Source organism: Gottfriedia sp. NPDC056225 (assembly GCF_042267765.1).
Classification (GTDB): Bacteria; Bacillota; Bacilli; order Bacillales; family Bacillaceae_G; genus Gottfriedia.
Genome location: NZ_JBHJTJ010000014.1, coordinates 1 through 21,177 on the forward strand (window position 1 = coordinate 1; position 21,177 = coordinate 21,177).

Below are 21,177 nucleotides of genomic sequence, written 5' to 3' on the forward strand. Positions count from 1 at the left end.
GCCTTGTAAATTGTTATGTTTTTTACGATAAAATTGATAATTTCCTAAATTTAAGCGTTTTCATTCATATTCATAAAAAAAATACCATTTTCGAAATGGTATTTTCACTAAAATGATTACATTATTCATTTATAAATTATTTCATTATATTAATACTTCTTCTTCTACCACAAAATCCACAACTCTATTCTCCTTATAATAAAAGGAATAGTGATAGTTATGATCATCATTTAATAGAATGGGAAGAAAAAAAGGAATACACTCTCCTACTCCTTGATTTTTTGCATCGATTACCCAATCAATTTTTTTCCAATCTAAAATACCTTCGTCCGTTTTTATAGGAGTATCAAATAGTAAACGATCGGACACTTCAGCAAGAAATACATACATACCACCAAAATCCACATCTTCTTCATGCCAGGTTACTTTACCTTTATAAGTTAATTGATTCATTTCAATTTGAATACCGGTTTCCTCAGCAATTTCTCTTTGTACAGACCTTTCAATTGATTCACCTTTTTCTATTTTTCCACCAACACCATTCCAAATTCCCATTGTTGGAGCGTTTACTCTATTTAACATTAAAAGTTCATTTTCTCGTTTAATAAAGCATAAAGTATATTTCAAAATGTACACGTTCCTTTCAATCCATTAGTCTACTTTATTCCATTAATTATGGCATAATTTGCTATTAATTTGTGCATTGAAAAACTTTACTAATTTTTTAGAATATTTTAAAATTTAAATAATATATATACAATAAAGGAGAGGTGTGTTGTGGATCAATCAAATATTATCGATTTAAATCAATATAGAAAATCAAAAAAGCATAGATTGGAATCCTTCGCATTTCGAGTAAAGTATGACGAGTCAGCATATAAAGATGCTTTAAAGCTTTTAATTTTCACCTGCTCACTAGCCGTAATTTCCTTCTTTTTTATCTTTTATTTTATTTATAAAATAATTAACTGAAATTACCAGTTACACTTTAGTTTACATAATAATATTATGTACAAAAAAAGTACAAAAATTTATGGAATTCTACCCATAAATTTTTGTACTTTTTTAAACTTAATTAAATTTCCTCGCAGTATTGTTCAAAATAAGTTTGAAGTTTTTGAACAACTTGCATTGGATCATGTCCTTCAATTTCATGACGTTCAACCATTGCAACAAGCTTACCATCTTTTAATAATGCAAATGACGGAGAAGAAGGAGCTTTTCCAGTAAAATATTCACGTGCTTTTGAAGTAGCTTCTTTATCTTGCCCTGCAAACACGGTAACTAATTGATCAGGTCTTGCATCATAATGTACTGAATGTGCTGCTGCAGGACGGGCAATACCACCTGCACAACCACATACCGAATTCACCATTACTAGTGTTGTACCTTTCTTTCCTAATGCTTGCTCGACTTCCTCAGGTGTTTTTAATTCTGCATAACCAGCCGCTACGATTTCTTGACGTGCAGTATGGACAACATCATTCATAAAAAAGTTAAAATTCATATTCATTTCATCTACTCCTTACGTGCTTTTTTTCATCTTACCAATTTAGAGACTATTAATTCAAGCTTTTAAACCTGCTACTATTATATTTTCATTCATTCACTAACTCATCAATAATAATCGGTAGATGAGCTAAAGTAGATATTGCATATTGATAACTATCATTAACTTCTTCAACGACACGAATAACTGTTACATATGGATTATTATTTTCAAATTGATTAATCTTTTCCACATCACCTGCAATAAATAATATTTTTGCATCGATTTTATTTTTTAATCCAATTGAATGTAATGTAGATAATACATTTTTCATTAACTCTTCTTCTTGTTCACTAGCACCTTCTAAAATTATACAGTCCCAACTTACTAATTTCAGTTGATCAAAAAGAAGTTCGTCCATCTCTCTCCCTCCATATCGTTTGTTTATACAAATATATGAGGAAGTGATCTAACACATACTTTTTTAGTTTGAAAAAACTCTATTTAGAAAGAATTCACTTATATCGATTAAATTCTGATTAATCAAACCTTATCTACATTTCACCAATACCAAATGCCAATACTAATAAGAAAAAGGAAATAAATGCTACGATATTTAAAAACGTACCAAGAATGATATTTGTTATTTTTTTCGAGAGGAATGCAAAAATCACTCCACTCAATGACAAGATGCAGAAAAAGATAAGGAATATGCCAGGGTATTTAGTGTATTCTTTCATAAAAAAAGATAGAATTATGCTGATTCCAACCATCATAATCGAGAGCCAACCATATTTATTCACGAAATCTCCCCTTTCTTATTATAATGTATCACATTAATTGGAAATGGATGGAAATTTTATTAGATAAAATAAAAAGAACGCTTTTAGCGTTCTTTAAGAATTAACAGTTAACTTCGTTTCCGATTGAATCTCGACTTCTTTCCTTTTTTGAAAAAGACGATTTACAAAAAACATCATTGGAAAACTTAGAAAAGCAATTGCGCTAATAATAACAAAACCATGTCCGCCCTTTTCATATCCGAAGTAAGCTAACAAACTTCCCCCTAGCGCAGGACCGAAAACAAATCCAAGTTTTGAGAATCCCATCGCGCCAAAATAAGTTCCCTTTAAATCTTCTGGAGCAAGTTGATCTACAAATACATCTGTAAATGTAAAAGCAAAGATTTCTCCTACTGTTAAAATAATCATAACGATTGCTAATAAGAAAAAATTAGTAAATAAACCGAACCCAGCAACCGCTAGACTAACGATGATATTTCCGATCATCATTGATACAGTAGGTGAAAAATTCTTCATTCTACTTACAATTGGAAACTGAAGTATTACCACAGTAACTGCATTGATTGTTGTTAAATAAGCGTATAATTTAATCCCATTATGAAACTGTGGTGCATTCGCAAAATATTGAGACATTGTAGAAAAGCTTTGTGAATAACCAAGTCCATAAAAACAAATTGTAACAATCGTTAAAGCAAAGATAACATCCTTGCGTAAAATTGAAAACGATGCCTTCATCGAAACTTTATTAGTTGGCGCAGAGTTAACTTCTCCGATTTTATGTTTTGACAACATGTATAATAATGTTAGCCCATAAAAAAAGTACACAATTCCAGATAATACAAATGGTAATGTACTCTTAGAACTTCCAAGATATAAACCAACTAAAGGACCAACTGCCACCCCAACATTTATTGCAGCATAGCGCAAATTAAAGACTAACAGTTTTGATTTCTCATCGGTTATGTCAGAAAGCAATGCCCTTGAAGAAGGTTCGAAAAATGATGAGCAAATATTTAAGATCGAATTCAGTACAAAAAACCATATAAACGAATCTCCTAGCCCAAAACCAACTAACGTAATAGACCATAAGAAAATACTCGATAGTAAAATAGTTTTCCTCCCAATACGATCAGAAAGAGTTCCTCCTATGAAGCTGAAAAACACCCCTAAAAATGATGAAACTGTTAACATAAGCCCAACCATTGCAGGTGAGATATGTTTAACCGAAGTTAAATAAATAGCTAAAAACGGCATACTTACTGTGCTAGCAAATCTAACGAACAAAGTTCCAATTACGATATTCCAAGCAACAGGATGTACGGCAGATAAATTTTTAAACATCTTATCCCCCCCTATTTCTCTAAGATGTCACATATTTGTAAATTATCTTACAAATATTACAGTTTGTAAAGGGATTAGTTCCTAGACAAAAAAAGGGATGGTTCAGTGAATAAAGAGAAATCTTTAACTAAGGATGAATAAATTTTAGTGAAGGACTATTCCTAAGAAATGCAGAGATGAATCGAATAAGAGAAGTCTAAAGGCTAAGTCAGAGAAACTTAAAGTAATTAGGAACTGTGAGAGGCCTGCAAGATAAAAGGAAAGGATTAAGCTGGATTAAGGTTAGAAAATAACATTTTAGTAAACTAAAAAATATGATTTTCTAACCTACAACCGCGTTCTTATTATTTACTTTTCATATTCTTATACAAATTGTCTTTTAAAATTGCCATAAATCTATTTTTACTATTATCTATGACTTCAAAACCATATTTACGATATAAGTCATGTGCATCTCTCGTTCCTAACATAAACGTTCGAACTATTGATACATTTTCATCATTCATGATTTGTTCCATTAGCCATTTAGATAAACCTTTTTTACGATGATCAGGTAGGATAAATACATCTGCGAGGTAGGCGAATGTTACCCCATCAGTCACGACTCTTGCAAAGCCCACTTGGTTTGGTTCATTTGCTTCTGGATTTCCCTTATAGACACCAAAGCAGAATGAACTTTTAATAAACCGCTCTATATAATCAAATGGAATTTCGTTTGCCCAATATGAATCTTTGTCTAAAAAATTATAAATGACTTCTCTGTTTAATAATTCTTTATTAGTTGATATGAAATAGCCCTCTTTCTCGACTAGCATAAAATCCACCCCTATTTTTATTAATTTCAGATTAGTACGATTATTCAATTTTATCATAGAACTCGAAACATATTCCATCCTATTCAGTAGGAGATATAGGCTTGTATCCCTACTTCTGCACAACTGAAATTCCAGTTTAAGGTTAAAATCTTTATTAAAAATAAAAGTCTGATTAGGACTAAACTTTGTTTATCCTTTGTGTGAACGTTACTTTTTTTGCATTGAAAGTGAATATCGAACCTTACTTTCACTCATTAACAAGTTGTTTAATTACTGGATGGGGTATGTATACTCTTTTGACTGGTTGTGCTTTGTAGGTCTTCGTTCTTAACTTTTCAAGTAGTGACACAATATTACCTTCCAAGTTAGTTTCATGCTTCTAAAGATATAATCAAGATAAATTAAAGAGATTGCCCTTAAAGGACAATCTCTTTAATTTATCTATTAATACACACTAGTATTTTCTTTTGTTGTGTTTTCTAGGATTTCTTTTACTCTTCCTAGGAATTTACCACAAATGAATCCGTCAAGGACACGGTGATCAAGTGATAAGCATAGGTTAACCATATCGCGTACGCCAATCATTCCGTTTACAACGGCTGGGCGTTTTACGATGCTTTCAATTTGTAAAATTGCAGCTTGTGGATAGTTAATGATTCCTGCGCTTTGTACACTTCCAAATGATCCAGTGTTATTAACTGTGAATGTACCACCTTGCATTTCGTCTGATTTTAATTTACCAGTACGAACTTTTGTAGCAAGTTCAGTAATTTCGCGTGCAATACCTTTGATTGTTTTCTCATCAGCATTTTTGATTACTGGTACGAATAATGCATCATCAGTTGCAACAGCGATCGATAAGTTAATATCTTTCTTTTGGATGATTTTGTCGCCAGCCCACATTGAATTAATCATTGGGTATTCTTTAAGTGCTTGAGCTACTGCTTTAACAAAGAATGCGAAGAATGTTAAAGAGAAGCCTTCTTTTTGTTTGAATGAGTCTTTAAGGCTATTTCTGTAATTAACTAAGTTTGTTACATCAACTTCGATCATCATCCAAGCATGTGGAGCTTCGTGCTTACTACGTAACATATTTGCAGCAATTGCTTTACGTACGCCTGTAACAGGAATCTCAATATCGCCAACTGCTGTAGGAATAACAGGAGCTGGTGCTTTAGCTACTTCAACAGCAGGAGCAGTTTGTGCTGCAACTGGTTGTACTGGAGTTTGAGCTACAACTGGAGCTGGTGCAGCTTGAGGAACACCATTAGCAATTGCATTTAAAACGTCTTTTCGAGTAACTCGACCATTGTTTCCTGTACCAGGAATTAGTGAAAGGTCAAGATTATTTTCTTGTGCTATACGAAGTACAGCTGGTGAAAAACGTACTTTACCTGATTCATCTGTTTTAGAAATAGTTTGCGCAGGTGCAGCAGCTACTGGTGTTTGAACTGGTGCTACTGGTGCTGCAGGTGCAACTTTTTCAGCTGGTTTTTCTTCAATTGTAGTAGCAGCTACTTCACCAGAAGCGCCTTCTACTTCAATTGTACAAATGACTTCTCCAACTGCTAAAGTGTCGCCTTCATTCGCGATTAATTCTTTGATAACGCCAGTAAATGAAGATGGTACTTCTGCATTAACTTTATCTGTCATAACTTCAGCAAGAGGATCGTATTTATTTACATGGTCCCCTACTTTTACTAACCAACTACTAATTGTACCTTCTGTTACGCTTTCACCTAATTGAGGCATTTTAATATTTTCGATCATCATTATGTCCCCCTTTTTCAAACAGTGCCATTAAAATGCTGCAAGTTCTCTAGCCGCTTTTTCCACTTTATCTGGATTAACCATAAAGAATTTTTCCATTGTAGGTGAATAAGGCATTGCTGGAACATCAGGGCCAGCAAGACGAGCGATTGGAGCATCTAAATCAAATAAGCAATTTTCAGCAATAATTGCTGCTACTTCGCTCATAATGCTTCCTTCTTTATTATCTTCAGTTACTAATAAAACTTTACCTGTTTTAGCAGCAGCTTCGATAATAGATTCTTTATCTAATGGATAAATTGTACGTAAATCTAAAACATGTGCTGAAATGCCATCTTGAGCTAATTTTTCTGCTGCTTGAAGAGCAAAATGTACACATAATCCGTAAGTGATGATTGTAATATCTTCACCTTCACGTTTTACATCAGCTTTACCAATTGGAAGTACATAATCAGTTTCAGGTACTTCACCTTTAATTAAACGATAAGCACGTTTGTGTTCAAAGAATATTACTGGGTCGTTATCACGAATTGCCGCTTTTAATAATCCTTTAACATCATAAGGAGTAGATGGCATTACAATTTTTAAACCAGGTTGACCTGCAAATACCTTCTCAACTGATTGAGAGTGGTAAAGTGCACCGTGTACGCCACCACCATATGGAGCACGGATTGTAATAGGACAAGTCCAGTCATTGTTTGAACGGTAACGAATTCTTGATGCCTCAGAAATAATTTGGTTTACTGCAGGCATAATAAAATCAGCGAATTGCATTTCAGCTACTGGTCTAAGTCCGTACATTGCAGCACCAATACCTACACCTGCAATTGCAGATTCTGCAAGTGGCGTATCTAAAACACGGTCTTCACCGAATTGATCATAAAGACCATTAGTCGCTTTAAATACTCCACCTTTTAATCCAACGTCTTCCCCTAATACGAATACTTTTGGATCGCGTTCCATTTCTTCTTTTAACGCTAAAGTTACTGCATCTATATAAGACATTACTGCCATATTGTCCTACCCCCTCTTATTCTTCGTAAACAAACTTCATTGCATGCTCAGGTGCTGCATATGGAGCGTTTTCTGCGTAATCAGTTGCTTCATCAACGATTGCACGGATTTTTGTATCCATTTCTTTTTCTAATTCTTCAGTTAAGACACCAACTTCATGAAGGTATTTAGCAAATGTAAATAAACAATCTTTACTTTTTGCTTCTTCTACTTCTTCACGAGAACGGTAAACACGATCATCATCATCACTTGAGTGAGCAGTTAATCGGTATGATACAGCTTCAATCAATGTTGGACCTTCACCACGACGAGCACGGTCAGCTGCATCTTTTGTTACACGGTAAACTTCTAATGGATCATTTCCATCAACAGTAAAACCAGGCATACCATATCCGATTGCACGATCAGATACATTTTCACATGCTAATTGTTTCTCAATAGGTACTGAGATTGCATATTTGTTATTTTCACACATGAAAATTACTGGTAACTTATGTACACCAGCAAAGTTAGCTCCTTCATGGAAATCACCTTGGTTTGAAGAACCTTCACCAAAAGAAACCCATGATACAATATCTTTACCTTCCATTTTACCAGCTAATGCTACACCTACTGCATGAGGTACTTGCGTTGTAACTGGTGAAGAACCTGTAACGATACGGTTTTTCTTTTGTCCGAAGTGACCTGGCATTTGACGGCCACCAGAGTTTGGATCTTCAGCTTTTGCAAAACCAGAAAGCATTAATTCTTTTGCTGTCATTCCGAATTGTAAAACAATACCCATATCACGGTAATAAGGTAATACATAGTCTTTTGTATTATCTAATGCATAAGCTGCACCAACTTGCGCTGCTTCTTGACCTTGACAAGAAATAACGAACGGAATTTTACCAGCACGATTTAATAACCACATACGCTCATCAATTCGACGTGCTAAAAGCATTGTTTCATACATACTTAAAACGTCATCATTTGATAAACCAAGTTGTTCATGACGGTTTGTAGTTGTAACCTTTTCCATAAATATCCCCCTTTTACCACTTAAAAAATGTGGAAGCGTTTAAATCATATTTTGAGATGAAAAGTAGAGATTAGTTCTCTACTTTTCAATAGTTTATTAAGAATGAATTGCTAATCCTTCAACAGCAAGTGCTGCTTCACCAATCGCTTCAGATAATGAAGGATGTGGATGAATTGTATGAGAGATTTCCCATGCAGTTGCGTCTAAAACTCGAGCTAATCCAGCTTCAGAAATCATATCAGTAACATGTGGTCCGATCATGTGAACACCTAAAAGGTCATTTGTCTCTTCATCAACAATTATTTTTACGAATCCGTCATGTTCACCATATACTAATGCTTTACCAATTGCACGGAAAGAGAATTTACCTTTTTTAACTTTATAACCTTTTTCTTTTGCTTCACGCTCAGTTAAACCAACTGATGCAACCTCTGGATTACTATATACACATTTACTAACCATAGTTGGATCTAATGGAAGTGGCGTATTGCCTACAATATGCTCAACAGCAATAGTACCTTCTCTTGAAGCAACATGAGCTAATTGTAAACCACCAATTACATCACCAATCGCATAAATATGAGATTCTTTTGTTTGGTAGAAATCATTTGTTTGTATAAAACCATTTTCAACTACGATGTCAGTATTTTCTAAGCCGATTCCTTCAACATTTGCTTGACGACCAACTGATACTAACATTTTTTCAGCAGTGAATGATTTTTCAGTATCTTTATGAAGCGCATTAATTCTTACGCCATTATCGATAACTAAAGTTTCAGCTAAAACTTTTGCATCTGTAACTAATTTGATTCCTTTTTTCTTTAATAATCTTGTCATTTCTTTAGAAATTTCTTCGTCTTCTAAAGGTAAAATAGTTTTACTGTACTCGATTACTGTTACATCAACACCAAAATCTGCTAACATTGAAGCCCACTCAATACCGATTACACCGCCACCAACAATAATAATTGACTCGGGTAGAGACTCCATTTTTAACGCCTCATCAGATGACATTACATGCTCACCATCAATTGTTAAACCAGGTAAAGACTTTGGTCTTGAACCAGTTGCGACTAATACGTTTTTAGGGATTAACATTTCATTCTCGCTGCCATCGTTCATCTCCACAGAAATTGTTCCAGGCATTGGAGAGAAAATTGAAGGTCCTAAAATACGTCCTAAACCACTGTATACATCGATTTTACCTTGTTTCATTAAGTGTTCTACACCTTTATGAAGACCGGCAACGATATTTTCTTTTCTTTGTTGTACTTTGCTAAAATTTAAAGTTACGCCTGATGTTTCAACACCAAACTCTTCACTTTTCTTAGCAGTTGAAAAAACTTCAGCACTACGTAGTAATGCTTTACTTGGAATACAACCTGCATGTAAGCAAGTACCACCTAGTTTATTTTTTTCTACTACTGCTACTTTTAATCCTAATTGAGAAGCACGAATAGCAGCTACGTAGCCACCTGTACCGCCACCGAGTACGACTAAATCATATTCTGTTGCCATGATGAAATTCTCCTCACATTTATACTAAAGATTTAACTGCATTTTCTCCAGGATAGATTTTTGCTTCTTCTTCTTCTCGAAGTACTCGAAGTGCACCTTCACAAAGAGCTTGAAGTTCATTTTCACCTGGTAAAACAATTACACGTGCCATCCATTTAACTCTTTTTGTAATTTCATTAACAATAAAATCACTATAAGCAATTCCACCTGTTAAGATAATTGCATCAATATCGCCTTCAAGTACTGCTGCGGCACTACCAATTTCTTTAGCAACTTGATAAGCCATTGCTTCATATACTAAAGCGGCTTTTTGATCGCCATCTTCAATCATGTTTTCTACCTTAATTGCATCTGCAGTACCAAGATAGCTCACTAATCCACCTTGACCAACCATCATTTTTTGAACTTCGTTAATATAGTAGTCACCAGAGAAACAAAGTTTAATTAAATCACCGATTGGTACAGTTCCAGCACGTTCTGGGCTGAATGGACCTTCACCATCTAAACCGTTATTAACGTCAATTACTCGTCCTTTTTTATGAGCACCGACGCTCACCCCACCACCCATATGGGCAATGATAAGATTTAAATCGTTATATGACTGTTCTAACTGTTTTGACACTTTTCGTGCAACAGCCTTTTGGTTTAAAGCATGGAAAACACTTCTTCTTTCCATAAGTGATTGTCCACTGATTCTTGCTACTGGTTCTAACTCATCAACAACTACTGGATCAACGATAAATGCTGGAATGTTTAACCCTTGTGCAATTTCATTGGCAATGATTCCACCAAGATTTGATGCATGCTGACCACTATAGCCAATTTTCAAATCTTCTAACATTATTTCATTTACTGCATAAGTTCCACCTTCGATTGGTCTAAGTAGTCCACCTCGGCCACATACAGCACTTAATTTAGAAATGTTAATTCCTTCTTTGTGTAAAACCTCTAAAATAACATTTTTTCTAAATTCATATTGATCAATTATTGTTTTATATTTATTTACTTCTTCATCGTCATGGCGTATTGTTTGTTCAAAAATTGGTTTTTCATCATCAAATACACCAACCTTTGTGGATGTGCTGCCAGGATTAATTACTAAAATACGATGCATTTGTCAACACTCTCCCTTCTAAGTTTACCTTACCTTTATAACTAGAAAGAAAGAGCTTTTATTACTCCACTCTTTCTTTCCATCTAAAAAATAAAGGAATTTTTTAAATCAGTTAATTATCTTCTGCTTAAGATGTTGTGACCATTAGATAAGAATTGGCTACGAGATTTTGCCATTGTAGCAATACGTTCTTCAGCTAAACGATCAGCAGCTAAATATGTTGGAATACCATCACGTTTTGAAATTTCAATAACTTTTGCAATGTTATCATATAAGCCTTCAACTTTTTTCATTGCACGGTCGTAGTTATATCCGTATAACTCATCAGCAACGTTAATAACTCCACCTGAATTGATTACGTAGTCAGGAGCATAAACGATTCCTAATTCATGGATTAAATCACCATGGCGAGTTTCTTTTAATTGGTTATTTGCAGAACCTGCAATAACTTTCGCTTTTAATAATGGTATTGTTTTATCGTTAATAGTCGCACCTAATGCACATGGAGCGTAAATATCACATTCAACACCGTAAATATCATCAGGATCTACTGCTGTAGCTCCAAATGCTTCTACCGCACGTTGTACTGCTTCTTTATTAATATCAGTAACGATTAATTGTGCGCCTTCTTCATGTAAGTATTCGCATAGGCTGTATGCAACATTACCAACACCTTGGATTGCAATTTTTTTACCTTCTAAGCTGTCAGTACCAAATGCTTCTTTTGCAGCAGCTTTCATCCCACGGTATACACCAAATGCAGTAACTGGAGATGGGTTACCTGAAGAACCGAATGAAGGTGAAATACCTGTAACATAATCAGTTTCCTCGTGGATTAAATCCATGTCAGCAACAGTAGTACCTACGTCTTCAGCAGTAATATAACGTCCATTTAAGCCTTGAATATAACGTCCGAATGCACGGAACATTGCTTCGTTTTTATCTTTACGTGGATCACCGATGATTACTGTTTTTCCTCCACCTAAGTTTAAGCCAGCAGCAGCATTTTTATAAGTCATACCTTTTGCTAAACGTAGAGCATCTTCAATTGCAGCTTCTTCTGATTCGTAAGTCCACATTCTAGTTCCGCCTAAAGCTGGACCTAAAGTTGTATCATGAATAGCGATAATCGCTTTTAATCCTGATTCTTTGTCTTGGCAGAAAACTACTTGCTCATAATCGTAAGTTTCTAAGTATTTGAAGATTTCCATGTAATAACAGCTCCCTTAAAATGTGTAAGTTTATTTTTTAGAATTACATATAGCTAATGCTAATGAATATAACTTTGTCATTGCTGAATCAGAACGCGAAGTTAAAACAATCGGTGCCTTAGCTCCAGCAATTAGTGCAGCCACTTCTGCGTTAGCCATAAAGACTAAAGATTTATATAGAATATTTCCAGTTTCTATTGTTGGCACTAATAAAATATCAGCTCGCCCAGCTACTTCTCCAGTTAAACCTTTATGTTCAGCTGCTTCAACAGAAATGGCATTATCAAGCGCTAATGGACCATCAATAATACAATTTTTAATTTGTCCTCTTGTATTCATGACAGTTAGTGATGCTGCATCTAGTGTAACTTGCATCGCAGGATTTACTACTTCAACAGCTGCTAGTACAGCAACCTTAGGGGTTTCGATTCCTACTTTCCTTGCAATTTCAACACTGTTTTCAACAATTTTCACTTTTTGATCTAATGTAGGTGCAATGTTCATTGCAGCATCAGTTACGATGACTGCATTTTCTCTACCTGGTACATCGAATATTGCTACATGTGATAAAACGCCTTTATCTCTTAAGCCATATTCTTTATTCAACACTTCTTTCAGAAGAACTGAAGATGAAAGATTACCTTTCATTACAATTGAAGCTTCGCCAGAGCGAACAGCTACAACTGCATTTTTAGCAGCCTCTTTATTTGTATTAGAATGAACGATTGTTAGTTTTTCTGCAAATTGTTCATTTTTTAATAAATCTTCATACATTTCATAGATGGTCTGCTCATTTCCGAAAAGTAAAAATTTTGCTAAGTCATTATCTAATGCTAATGAAACTGCTTCTTTTACTTCAAAATCTTCAGCTACTGCTACAGCTACTGTTTGCATTGAATGACTTTTCGCGAGTATCATTATATCTTTTAAATTCATTGAAGCCCTTCCTTTCATCCCCTCACACTATATAAAGCAATTAGCGTGCCAACTTTTCAAAAAGGATGGAACTATTTTAAAAATAGTTGAAAAGCCTTACATTTCCAACGTTATAGTACCAGGTACTAGTAACACCCACAAAATCTATTCTACAACAATATTTTGAAAAATGACAGTAATTGTATGCAAAAATATTCATAGCACGCAAATTATTGCGTGCTATTTTTTGCAGTGTGGTATTTCTCTAATTTATAATACAAATTTCTGACCGATATCCCAAGCTCTTTTGCAGACTTTGTCTTATTGCCATTATTCTTTAGTAATATCTTTTCAATGATTTCACCTTCATAATTTATGACCATTTCATCAAGGGAGCTTATTTCTTCAAAATGTACAGTTTCGTTTGGTTCAGCAGATTGAACATCATGTTTAACTTGTACAATTGCTGATAAATGTTCAGGTAAAATTTGTTTTTCGTTAAACTTCATAAATATAACTGCTCTTCCCAACACATTTTCCAATTCCCGTACATTCCCAGGCCAATTGTAACTGTTTAATTTTTTTAATGCTGATACTGAGATTCCTTCAACATTACGCCCGTAGTCTTGATTAATTTTCGAAAGGAGCCTCTCACCAATTGGTAAAATATCTTCTATTCGATCCTTTAGTGCCGGAATAATGATAGGAAGTTTATTCAATCGGTAATAAAGATCCTCACGAAACTTTCCATCAATGATTGCTTCCTCCAAATGAACATTCGTCGCAGCAATCACACGCACGTTTATCGGTATAGACTTTGTCCCACCTACACGTCTAATTTCTTTTTCTTGTAGGACCCTTAATAGTTTGGCTTGCATGGCAGGTGATAATTCTCCAATTTCATCTAAGAAAATACTACCATTATTAGCTTCTTCAAACAGGCCTCTTTTCCCACCACGTTTCGCTCCCGAAAATGCACCTTCTTCATATCCAAATAATTCACTTTCTAATAAAGTTTCTGAAATGGCAGCACAATTAACGCGAACAAATTTATTATATTTGCGATCGCTTTCATTATGGATCGCGTGAGCAAACAATTCTTTTCCTGTTCCTGATTCTCCGCGTAGCAAAACTGTAGCAGGAGTACTCGCAGCTAATTTAGCCTGCATAATCGCTAATCGAATACCTTCAGAATCACCAGCTATATCCTCAAACGAATATTTTGCTTCTAATGTTCTAATAATTTGTCGTGCTCTATGTAACTCATTTGTTAACTGAGAAATTTCGGAAACATCATGGATTACTCCAACACTTCCTTTTAATTCTCCATCAACGATTACAGGTGCTACATTAACTAATACATCTCGGTTTTGTTTTCCAACTTTCATTCGCACTCCACGAACAGCTTGCTTAGTCTTCAATACTTTTACGTGAACACTTTCTCCTTCAGCAATATCAATTGTTGCATGTTTTCCTAAAACTTGTTCACTTGATAATCCAGTTAATCTCGTGTATGCGGGATTAATAATAATTCCATTACCTTTTTCATCCACAACCGAAATCGCTTCATCTGAACTTTGAATGACTGCTTCAAGCATGCTATAAACTTCTTTTAAATTCGTCACTTCTTCAGCTAAATCTAGCACTTCAGTATCATCTTTAAAAACAGAAATAGCACCTTCAAGTTCTCCATCTTCACGGAATATTAGAATACGCGTTGTAAAAATTTTGCTACCATTAATTAATATGTGCTCTTGATTAATTTCCTTTTTTTTCGTTTGAAGCACTCTTGGCAATTTACTAGTCGGCACTACATCTAATATATACCTGCCAATTGCATCATCTTTATCAGTATGTAACATTCTTTCTGCTGATCGATTAAATAAAAGAACTTTCCCCCATTTATCTACGACAATCATTCCATCATGAGTGTTATCTAAAATTAATTCCTGCTGCCTTTTTTTATTATTAATTAAATTAAAAAGCGATTCTTTTTCTTGAACAAGATCAGAAATCATTTTTGCAACTGAACCTGGAATAACTAAAGTTTGATTAGCTTTATGTTCGATTAATTCCTGATAAATTGCTTCATCTCCAGTTGTATTAATTACTACATGAATATCCTCGGTTAAATTAGCTTTCCAATCCTTTAGTATTGGTATATTTAAGCTTTTAGCATATTCTAACCCTTTAGCCTCTTTTATCATATCTACTACTGCAACTACATGAAATAAATCAGAATGTGACAACAGCTTTAATACAGCTGTTCCACCAGTTCCCATTCCGACAATCATTACGTTTTGTTTCATCTTAGTTCACCTACTAATTTCAACAAATTATTAAACACATTAGACTATTATATCTATAAAGTTATTCTTTCGTCTATTTCAAAAGTTTTATTAGTCTTGACAACACTATACTTGTATAAGATTATGAAGAAAGAGAATTATGTAATTTTGTTATATATTGTTATTATTAATCGGAGGAATTAATTAACATGAAAGAATCATTTACACGTATGTTAGCATTCGTTGTGATTGTTGTACCAATAGCTTTAGCAGTTATCGGCATTAAATTACTTCGCGACTCGGTTTTTTTAATTCATTCTTTTGGTATTCCTAATATTCCATTGCAATTACTAATCGGAATTGTTTCTTTAGGTGTCGGTTTTTATTTAGTTGGAAGCTTTGTATTATTCAGGGATCGAAAACGAAACAAAGTTCAAGGTAAATTTTTAAAAAGATAATCCGCTTATAAAAATGAATAGTTAATTTCCACAGTAGGATGCGGGTAGAAATGCAAAGAAAGTGCTCACTATAAAGTAAGCACTTTTTTTATTTACTTAGAAGCTGACTTCGAATTTTGAACGCTATTTCTGGAAAGTCCGTAATAATCCCGGTACAATTGATTTCAATTAAATGTTTCATTACATCCGGCTCATTGATCGTATACGGCCTAACTGCTATTTGATGTTCCATCGTCCTTTTGATTTGTTCATCAGTAATAATACGATAATTCGGATGAACTGCTCTTGCTTTAAAATCTTCAGCAAGTTTCCATGGTTCTTTACTTCTTCTATTATATAGAACTGCTGTTTCAATATCTGGCGCCATTAAGTGGAATTTAAGCATACTTTTATGATTAAAAGAAGATAAAACGATTCTTTTTTCATATTCATATGAACGGATTAAATTTATTACTCGTTCTTCTAGCCCGTGATATTCAATCTTATCGTTTTTTAGTTCCACATTAATACTGAAACTATTCCCTCTTGCCCATTCAAACACTTCTTTTAATGTCGGAATTGTACATCCTTTAAATTGCCGTTTAAATCGATAACTAGCATCAAATTGCTTTAATTCAGCTAAAGTATAGTCTTTAACGAAACCTTTTCCGTTTGTTGTACGATTAATTGTCTCGTCATGTATAACAACAATTTCACCATCTTTTGTTAAGTGTACGTCTAATTCAATTCCATCTGCTCCTAAATCCTCACATGCCATAAAAGAAACCATTGTATTTTCTGGATAGGTTCCTGCTGCCCCTCTATGACCAATAATATCGACCACTTTAAAATTCCCCCTTGGAGAAAATATGTACTTTCTTCTTTTTCTTATTGTATACTAATTTTACGAAACTACTAAGGAGGTACATTATGCGACCATTACAAATTTCGCCTGAAACGGCAATATTATTATCAAAAAAATTAAATGTTCCTTTAGAACAAATTATGCATATGCCACAGCATATATTAATGAAAAAGTTGATGGAATTGGATTTAACTAATAACAATGAAACTTCTGAAGATCAAGAAAAGAAATAAAAAAGTTGTTTAGTAAATTTTATTCATTTTACTGTTACAAAGAAGGTAGAATTTTTTCTCCTTCTTTTTTTTGCACTATACTCACATAAATTATCTCATAAAAATTACATTTATCATTAAATTGAGTAAAATTATACAAATAATTAACAAATATAAGGTAATTTTAATTTAAACTTCCTTTCATATTACTTAATTTTCAAGTAAAATGTTAAGTATTGTGTATATTTTAAAGACAAGTATTTATGGAGGTATTTTTAAATGTTACCTGATTGGTTAATTGGTTTTATCATGGGTATGGTTGAAGGCTTAACTGAATTCTTACCCGTTTCTTCAACTGGTCATATGATTTTAGTTGCTGATTTATTAAAATTCACTGGTGAAAAAGCATCATTTTTCGAAGTTATTGTACAACTTGGTTCAATTTTAGCAGTAGTTGTTGTTTTCTGGAAACGACTTTGGTCAGTCCTTGGCGTTAAATCCGACGGTTACCGACAAACTAACCTAAACTTAATACATATCATTATCGGTGCAATTCCAGCTGGGATTGTTGGGCTTGTATTCCACGATTTTATTAAAGATGTATTATTTTCACCAAAAACTGTTGTAATCGGACTAGTAGCAGGCGGTATTCTATTAATTGTTGCAGAAAAAGTTTCTAAACAACCTAAATCATCTGATTTAGATCATATTTCATATAAGCAAGCTTTCATTATTGGTTGCTTTCAAATGTTAGCATTATGGCCAGGATTTTCACGCTCAGGCTCTACTATTGCTGGGGGATTATTATTTGGTCTAGATCGCAAAACTTCTGCAGAATTTACATTTATTCTAGCAGTTCCTATGATGATCGCAGCAAGTGGATTAGATCTTGTAAAAAATATCGATATTTTAAGTGCTTCAGACTTACCACTGTTTGCAACTGGATTTATTACTGCTTTCGTAGTTGCATTACTTGCTATCGTTTCATTCTTAAAATTATTAGAAAAAGTAAAGCTAACTGGATTTGCAGTATATCGTTTCATCGTTGCAATTGTATTTACAATCGTATTTATTATCTAATAAGACAACAAATAAAAAAGATAGGGCTACCATATTGCATGGTCCTATCTTTTTTTATTTTAATTAAGATCATAATTTTATTTTTTAAAATGGAAAAAGGCTATTCGTACAACGTATACGACTAGCCTTTATTTATATATGTTAGTTAATTATAATTAAAAATTGTTGTCTATTGGCGAAAGCCCTACCTCTCTTTCGCAATTCGGCTCCAGGGCCGTTCCATTAGGCAGCTTGTTTCACAACAATCTTCACTAACAGACACTACTACTAAATTTAAAACAAGGTTGAAATAGCTAACGCGTCATGGAATACGTCCAATTTTCTTCCAAATTTCCGTAGTAATAATATCGTTTTTCTTAATGTTTCAGTGGCACAATAAATATTATAGCACACTACAAAAAAATGTACAATCTAATTTTAATTTAAAAGAAGTTGCATCTAAAATTAGCGTAGTAGAGAAATGCGAATTGCAAATCGTTTAATAAATGGAATTTGGGGAGACTCTGATTTAATTAAGGTTAACTGCAAATAAATACGAACTGCAATTAGGTGAGAATATTGCAATTAAATTAAAAATGGATAGAAATCTGCTGAAATAATGATCTGCATACCCCTTTTCATATTGAAAGCAATGTACTAAAAAATACGTTAACAAATCAATAATACATTGAATGATTAAAGGGGCTGCCCACGTGCCAGTTAACCTGACTTGTGGACAGCCCCTTTCTAATAATAATTGCTAATGCGAAAAAATACCGAAGATCTCATAAGAAGTTATTCGCTTAGAGAATAAGTCTGTGGGATCACTGTTAGAAGTTTATCGGAATTGAAATTTTCTTGGACAATTTGTACTTAAAAATTAACTTATGATGCTTTATGTTCTAGGCGCAATTTGTCTGCTACCATTGCAATAAATTCTGAATTTGTTGGTTTTGCTTTTGACATCGAAATTGTGTAACCGAATAATGTAGAAATACTATCGATATTTCCACGGCTCCATGCTACTTCAATCGCATGTCGAATCGCACGCTCAACTCGGCTAGCAGTTGTATTAAATTTCTTAGCAATATCTGGATATAATACTTTTGTAATTGAACCTAGTAGTTCAATATCATTGTATACCATTGAAATTGCTTCTCGTAAGTACATATAACCTTTAATATGAGCAGGTACACCAATTTCATGAATGATACTAGTGATACTTGCATCTAAGTTGCGTGGCTTACTTTCGTAATTTGAAACAAGCGATGGGGCATTTCGTTTAGTAATTGAGCTACCTTTTCCAACTACTTGACGAATGTTGCTGATTAAATGCTCCATATCAAATGGTTTCAAGATAAAGTATGACGCTCCAAGATCAACCGCTTTTTTAGTTACATCCTCTTGACCAAAAGCAGTTAACATTATTACGTTTGGAATTTTCTCAACTAAGCCAGTACGTAAGCGATCTAAAACTGCTAAACCGTCTAAATGAGGCATAATAATATCTAATACTAATACATCTGGCTTTTTGTCTTTCACTAGAGGTAAGCAATCTTGTCCATTAAACGCAACTCCAACCACTTCCATATCAGTCTGTGCGTTAATGTAGTTCTCCAACATGATAACAAGTTCTTTATTATCATCAACCAATAATACTTTAATTTTCTCCACGCCCGTTCCTCCCTACATCCTCTATAGTGAATTACATTACTTATTACCGATAATTTCGACAATAAAAATTTATTTCCTGTTTTTATTATAAATTCTGAATATTTTTATTAATATAGATAGTTTTCTTCATTTTCTTCTAGCATTCGACGATAGCAATAAAAACAACTATGTATTAAGTCGAATTATCATATAATTCATTATATAAAAAATGAAATAGTATGTAAATTTATAATTTTTAATAAAAATTTACAAAGTCTTAAAATATTCTTTATTCTCAACTATTTTTTATATTAATAATTTTTTAATCAACTCGTTCTTCTTACTAGTATATAACCATTTTTTTCCATATTCAATCTAATTTCAAAAAATACACCTACTAAATTTAGTAGGTGTATTTTACTTCAAGATGCTTTTTTATTTTGATAATCATATATTGGGACTTTTGCTTCATCAAGCATCCATTCAATATGAACTCCATATCCACTCGTTGAATCATTTACAAAAACATGTGTAACTGCACCAATTAATTTACCGTTTTGAATGATTGGTGAGCCGCTCATGCCTTGTACGATTCCACCGGTTTCTTTAAGTAAACGCTTATCAGTTACCTTTAAAATAATCCCTTTTGTAGATGGAAATTTTTGTTGGATACTGCTCACGATTTCTATGTCAAATGCTTCAACTTTATTATCATGTATAACAGTAAGTATTTTAGCAGGACCTTTTTTCACTTCATTTGATAATGCAATCGGTAAAGGTTGAGACATAATCCCATTGTCAATTGTACTATTAACTTTACCGAATATTCCAAAGGGACTATTAGATGTGATATTGCCAATAGTTCCGCGATCTAGAGCAAAATGTGCAATTTTTTCTCCTGGGGAACCATCTGAGCCTTTTTCAATAGCTGTAACAGTAGAATAGACTATATGCCCGTCTTCTACTTCTATAGCCTTTCTTGTATCGCTGTCTGAGATGACATGTCCTAATGCGCCATATTTTAATGAATTTGGTTCAATAAATGTCATCGTACCAATACCAGAAGCTGAATCTCTTATATACAAGCCTATTCTATAGCTGTCACGGCCTTGATCACGAATAGGTTGTAGCATTTTAGTATAATACTTCCCTTCACGTTTTACAGTGATTTTAATCGGTTTTCCGTACTTCCCGGCTTTTTGAATAAATGGTAGTACATCCGACATTTTTTCGATTTGTTTACCATTCATTTTTATTATCATATCTCCAACCTTAATACCTGCAATTTCACCTGGAGACTTTTGTCCTGAGCTCGTATTTACTAAATGGTGCCCAACGACTAAGACACCTACTGAATTAAGTTTTACTCCTATTGATTGTCCTCCTGGTATTATTCTTAAATGGTTTAATACTTTTACATCCACCTTTTTGCTTGGTAATTCATTCATACCTAAAGCAACATTTACGATTTCGCTTTGTTGATCTTTATTTATGGTAGATGAAAATACATTTTTTTGATTTATATTAAACACGCCAATACCAACTATAAATAAAAGGAGAAGAATTTTTATTATTCGATGAACATTTACCTTTTTCACAAGCGAATCACTCTCCTTAGCGCCAAATTTCATTTTTTTTAATTCGCGGCTATG

Annotated in this window: 19 protein-coding genes and 1 pseudogene; 3 read left to right on the plus strand and 17 right to left on the minus strand. The window is 33.6% G+C overall.

Annotated elements, in window-relative coordinates; translation table 11 throughout:
• Window positions 1-144 precede the first annotated feature (144 nt).
• The 14 genes from ACFCYN_RS11265 to ACFCYN_RS11330 form a co-directional block, all read right to left on the minus strand.
• Window positions 145-636 carry an NUDIX hydrolase gene (locus ACFCYN_RS11265; protein ID WP_375949365.1) on the minus strand — a complete coding sequence of 164 codons (492 nt, stop codon included), beginning with the start codon at window positions 634-636 and terminating at the stop codon, window positions 145-147.
• Between the two features lie 439 nt (window positions 637-1,075).
• A complete protein-coding gene (locus ACFCYN_RS11270; RefSeq protein ID WP_172443939.1) occupies window positions 1,076-1,513 on the minus strand; it encodes a BrxA/BrxB family bacilliredoxin in 438 nt (145 codons plus the stop codon).
• 85 nt (window positions 1,514-1,598) lie between these two features.
• On the minus strand, window positions 1,599-1,910 hold the full coding sequence (locus ACFCYN_RS11275) for a hypothetical protein (protein ID WP_375949367.1): 312 nt from the start codon (window positions 1,908-1,910) through the stop codon (window positions 1,599-1,601).
• Between the two features lie 133 nt (window positions 1,911-2,043).
• On the minus strand, window positions 2,044-2,292 hold the full coding sequence (locus tag ACFCYN_RS11280) for a hypothetical protein (protein WP_375949369.1): 249 nt from the start codon (window positions 2,290-2,292) through the stop codon (window positions 2,044-2,046).
• Window positions 2,293-2,385: 93 nt separating this feature from the next.
• Window positions 2,386-3,633 (minus strand): MDR family MFS transporter, encoded by a 1,248-nt coding sequence (locus ACFCYN_RS11285; protein WP_172443936.1) that lies wholly within the window; start codon window positions 3,631-3,633, stop codon window positions 2,386-2,388.
• A gap of 344 nt (window positions 3,634-3,977) precedes the next feature.
• Window positions 3,978-4,448, minus strand: coding sequence for a GNAT family N-acetyltransferase (locus tag ACFCYN_RS11290; protein WP_172443935.1), 471 nt, complete (start codon window positions 4,446-4,448; stop codon window positions 3,978-3,980).
• Window positions 4,449-4,892: 444 nt separating this feature from the next.
• Window positions 4,893-6,221, minus strand: a complete 1,329-nt coding sequence (locus ACFCYN_RS11295) for a dihydrolipoamide acetyltransferase family protein (RefSeq protein ID WP_172443934.1) — start codon at window positions 6,219-6,221, stop codon at window positions 4,893-4,895.
• A 27-nt stretch (window positions 6,222-6,248) separates the two neighbouring features.
• Window positions 6,249-7,232: an alpha-ketoacid dehydrogenase subunit beta gene (locus ACFCYN_RS11300; RefSeq protein WP_172443933.1), complete on the minus strand. Its 984-nt coding sequence runs from the start codon at window positions 7,230-7,232 to the stop codon at window positions 6,249-6,251.
• A gap of 16 nt (window positions 7,233-7,248) precedes the next feature.
• On the minus strand, window positions 7,249-8,253 hold the full coding sequence (locus ACFCYN_RS11305) for a thiamine pyrophosphate-dependent dehydrogenase E1 component subunit alpha (RefSeq protein WP_172443932.1): 1,005 nt from the start codon (window positions 8,251-8,253) through the stop codon (window positions 7,249-7,251).
• A 96-nt stretch (window positions 8,254-8,349) separates the two neighbouring features.
• The gene (lpdA, locus tag ACFCYN_RS11310; RefSeq protein WP_172443931.1) at window positions 8,350-9,771 is read right to left on the minus strand and encodes a dihydrolipoyl dehydrogenase; all 1,422 of its coding nucleotides are present in this window, start codon (window positions 9,769-9,771) and stop codon (window positions 8,350-8,352) included.
• A gap of 19 nt (window positions 9,772-9,790) precedes the next feature.
• On the minus strand, window positions 9,791-10,885 hold the full coding sequence (gene buk / locus ACFCYN_RS11315) for a butyrate kinase (protein WP_172443930.1): 1,095 nt from the start codon (window positions 10,883-10,885) through the stop codon (window positions 9,791-9,793).
• 116 nt (window positions 10,886-11,001) lie between these two features.
• Window positions 11,002-12,096, minus strand: a complete 1,095-nt coding sequence (bcd, locus tag ACFCYN_RS11320) for a branched-chain amino acid dehydrogenase (RefSeq protein ID WP_098171050.1) — start codon at window positions 12,094-12,096, stop codon at window positions 11,002-11,004.
• A gap of 30 nt (window positions 12,097-12,126) precedes the next feature.
• On the minus strand, window positions 12,127-13,032 hold the full coding sequence (yqiS, locus tag ACFCYN_RS11325; RefSeq protein ID WP_098121354.1) for a phosphate butyryltransferase: 906 nt from the start codon (window positions 13,030-13,032) through the stop codon (window positions 12,127-12,129).
• A gap of 209 nt (window positions 13,033-13,241) precedes the next feature.
• On the minus strand, window positions 13,242-15,320 hold the full coding sequence (locus ACFCYN_RS11330; protein ID WP_375949374.1) for a sigma 54-interacting transcriptional regulator: 2,079 nt from the start codon (window positions 15,318-15,320) through the stop codon (window positions 13,242-13,244).
• Between the two features lie 188 nt (window positions 15,321-15,508).
• Between ACFCYN_RS11330 and ACFCYN_RS11335 the strand changes: the two genes are divergently transcribed.
• A complete protein-coding gene (locus ACFCYN_RS11335) occupies window positions 15,509-15,757 on the plus strand; it encodes a DUF2627 family protein (RefSeq protein ID WP_098121356.1) in 249 nt (82 codons plus the stop codon).
• Between the two features lie 88 nt (window positions 15,758-15,845).
• Here ACFCYN_RS11335 and ACFCYN_RS11340 read toward each other — a convergent pair whose 3' ends face one another.
• Window positions 15,846-16,580 (minus strand): glycerophosphodiester phosphodiesterase, encoded by a 735-nt coding sequence (locus ACFCYN_RS11340; protein ID WP_375949377.1) that lies wholly within the window; start codon window positions 16,578-16,580, stop codon window positions 15,846-15,848.
• An 86-nt stretch (window positions 16,581-16,666) separates the two neighbouring features.
• Between ACFCYN_RS11340 and ACFCYN_RS11345 the strand changes: the two genes are divergently transcribed.
• Together ACFCYN_RS11345 and bacA are read left to right on the plus strand one after the other, a co-directional pair.
• Complete coding sequence (locus ACFCYN_RS11345; protein WP_172443928.1) at window positions 16,667-16,834, plus strand: YycC family protein; 168 nt, start codon at window positions 16,667-16,669, stop codon at window positions 16,832-16,834.
• 258 nt (window positions 16,835-17,092) lie between these two features.
• A complete protein-coding gene (bacA, locus tag ACFCYN_RS11350) occupies window positions 17,093-17,893 on the plus strand; it encodes an undecaprenyl-diphosphate phosphatase (protein WP_098171052.1) in 801 nt (266 codons plus the stop codon).
• An 864-nt stretch (window positions 17,894-18,757) separates the two neighbouring features.
• On the opposite strand, the gene spo0A is transcribed toward bacA, so the two are convergent.
• Window positions 18,758-19,546, minus strand: a complete 789-nt coding sequence (gene spo0A / locus ACFCYN_RS11355) for a sporulation transcription factor Spo0A (RefSeq protein WP_098120090.1) — start codon at window positions 19,544-19,546, stop codon at window positions 18,758-18,760.
• A 401-nt stretch (window positions 19,547-19,947) separates the two neighbouring features.
• Window positions 19,948-21,072 (minus strand): annotated as a pseudogene (spoIVB, locus tag ACFCYN_RS11360) (SpoIVB peptidase); the annotation flags it as partial.
• Window positions 21,073-21,177 lie beyond the last annotated feature (105 nt).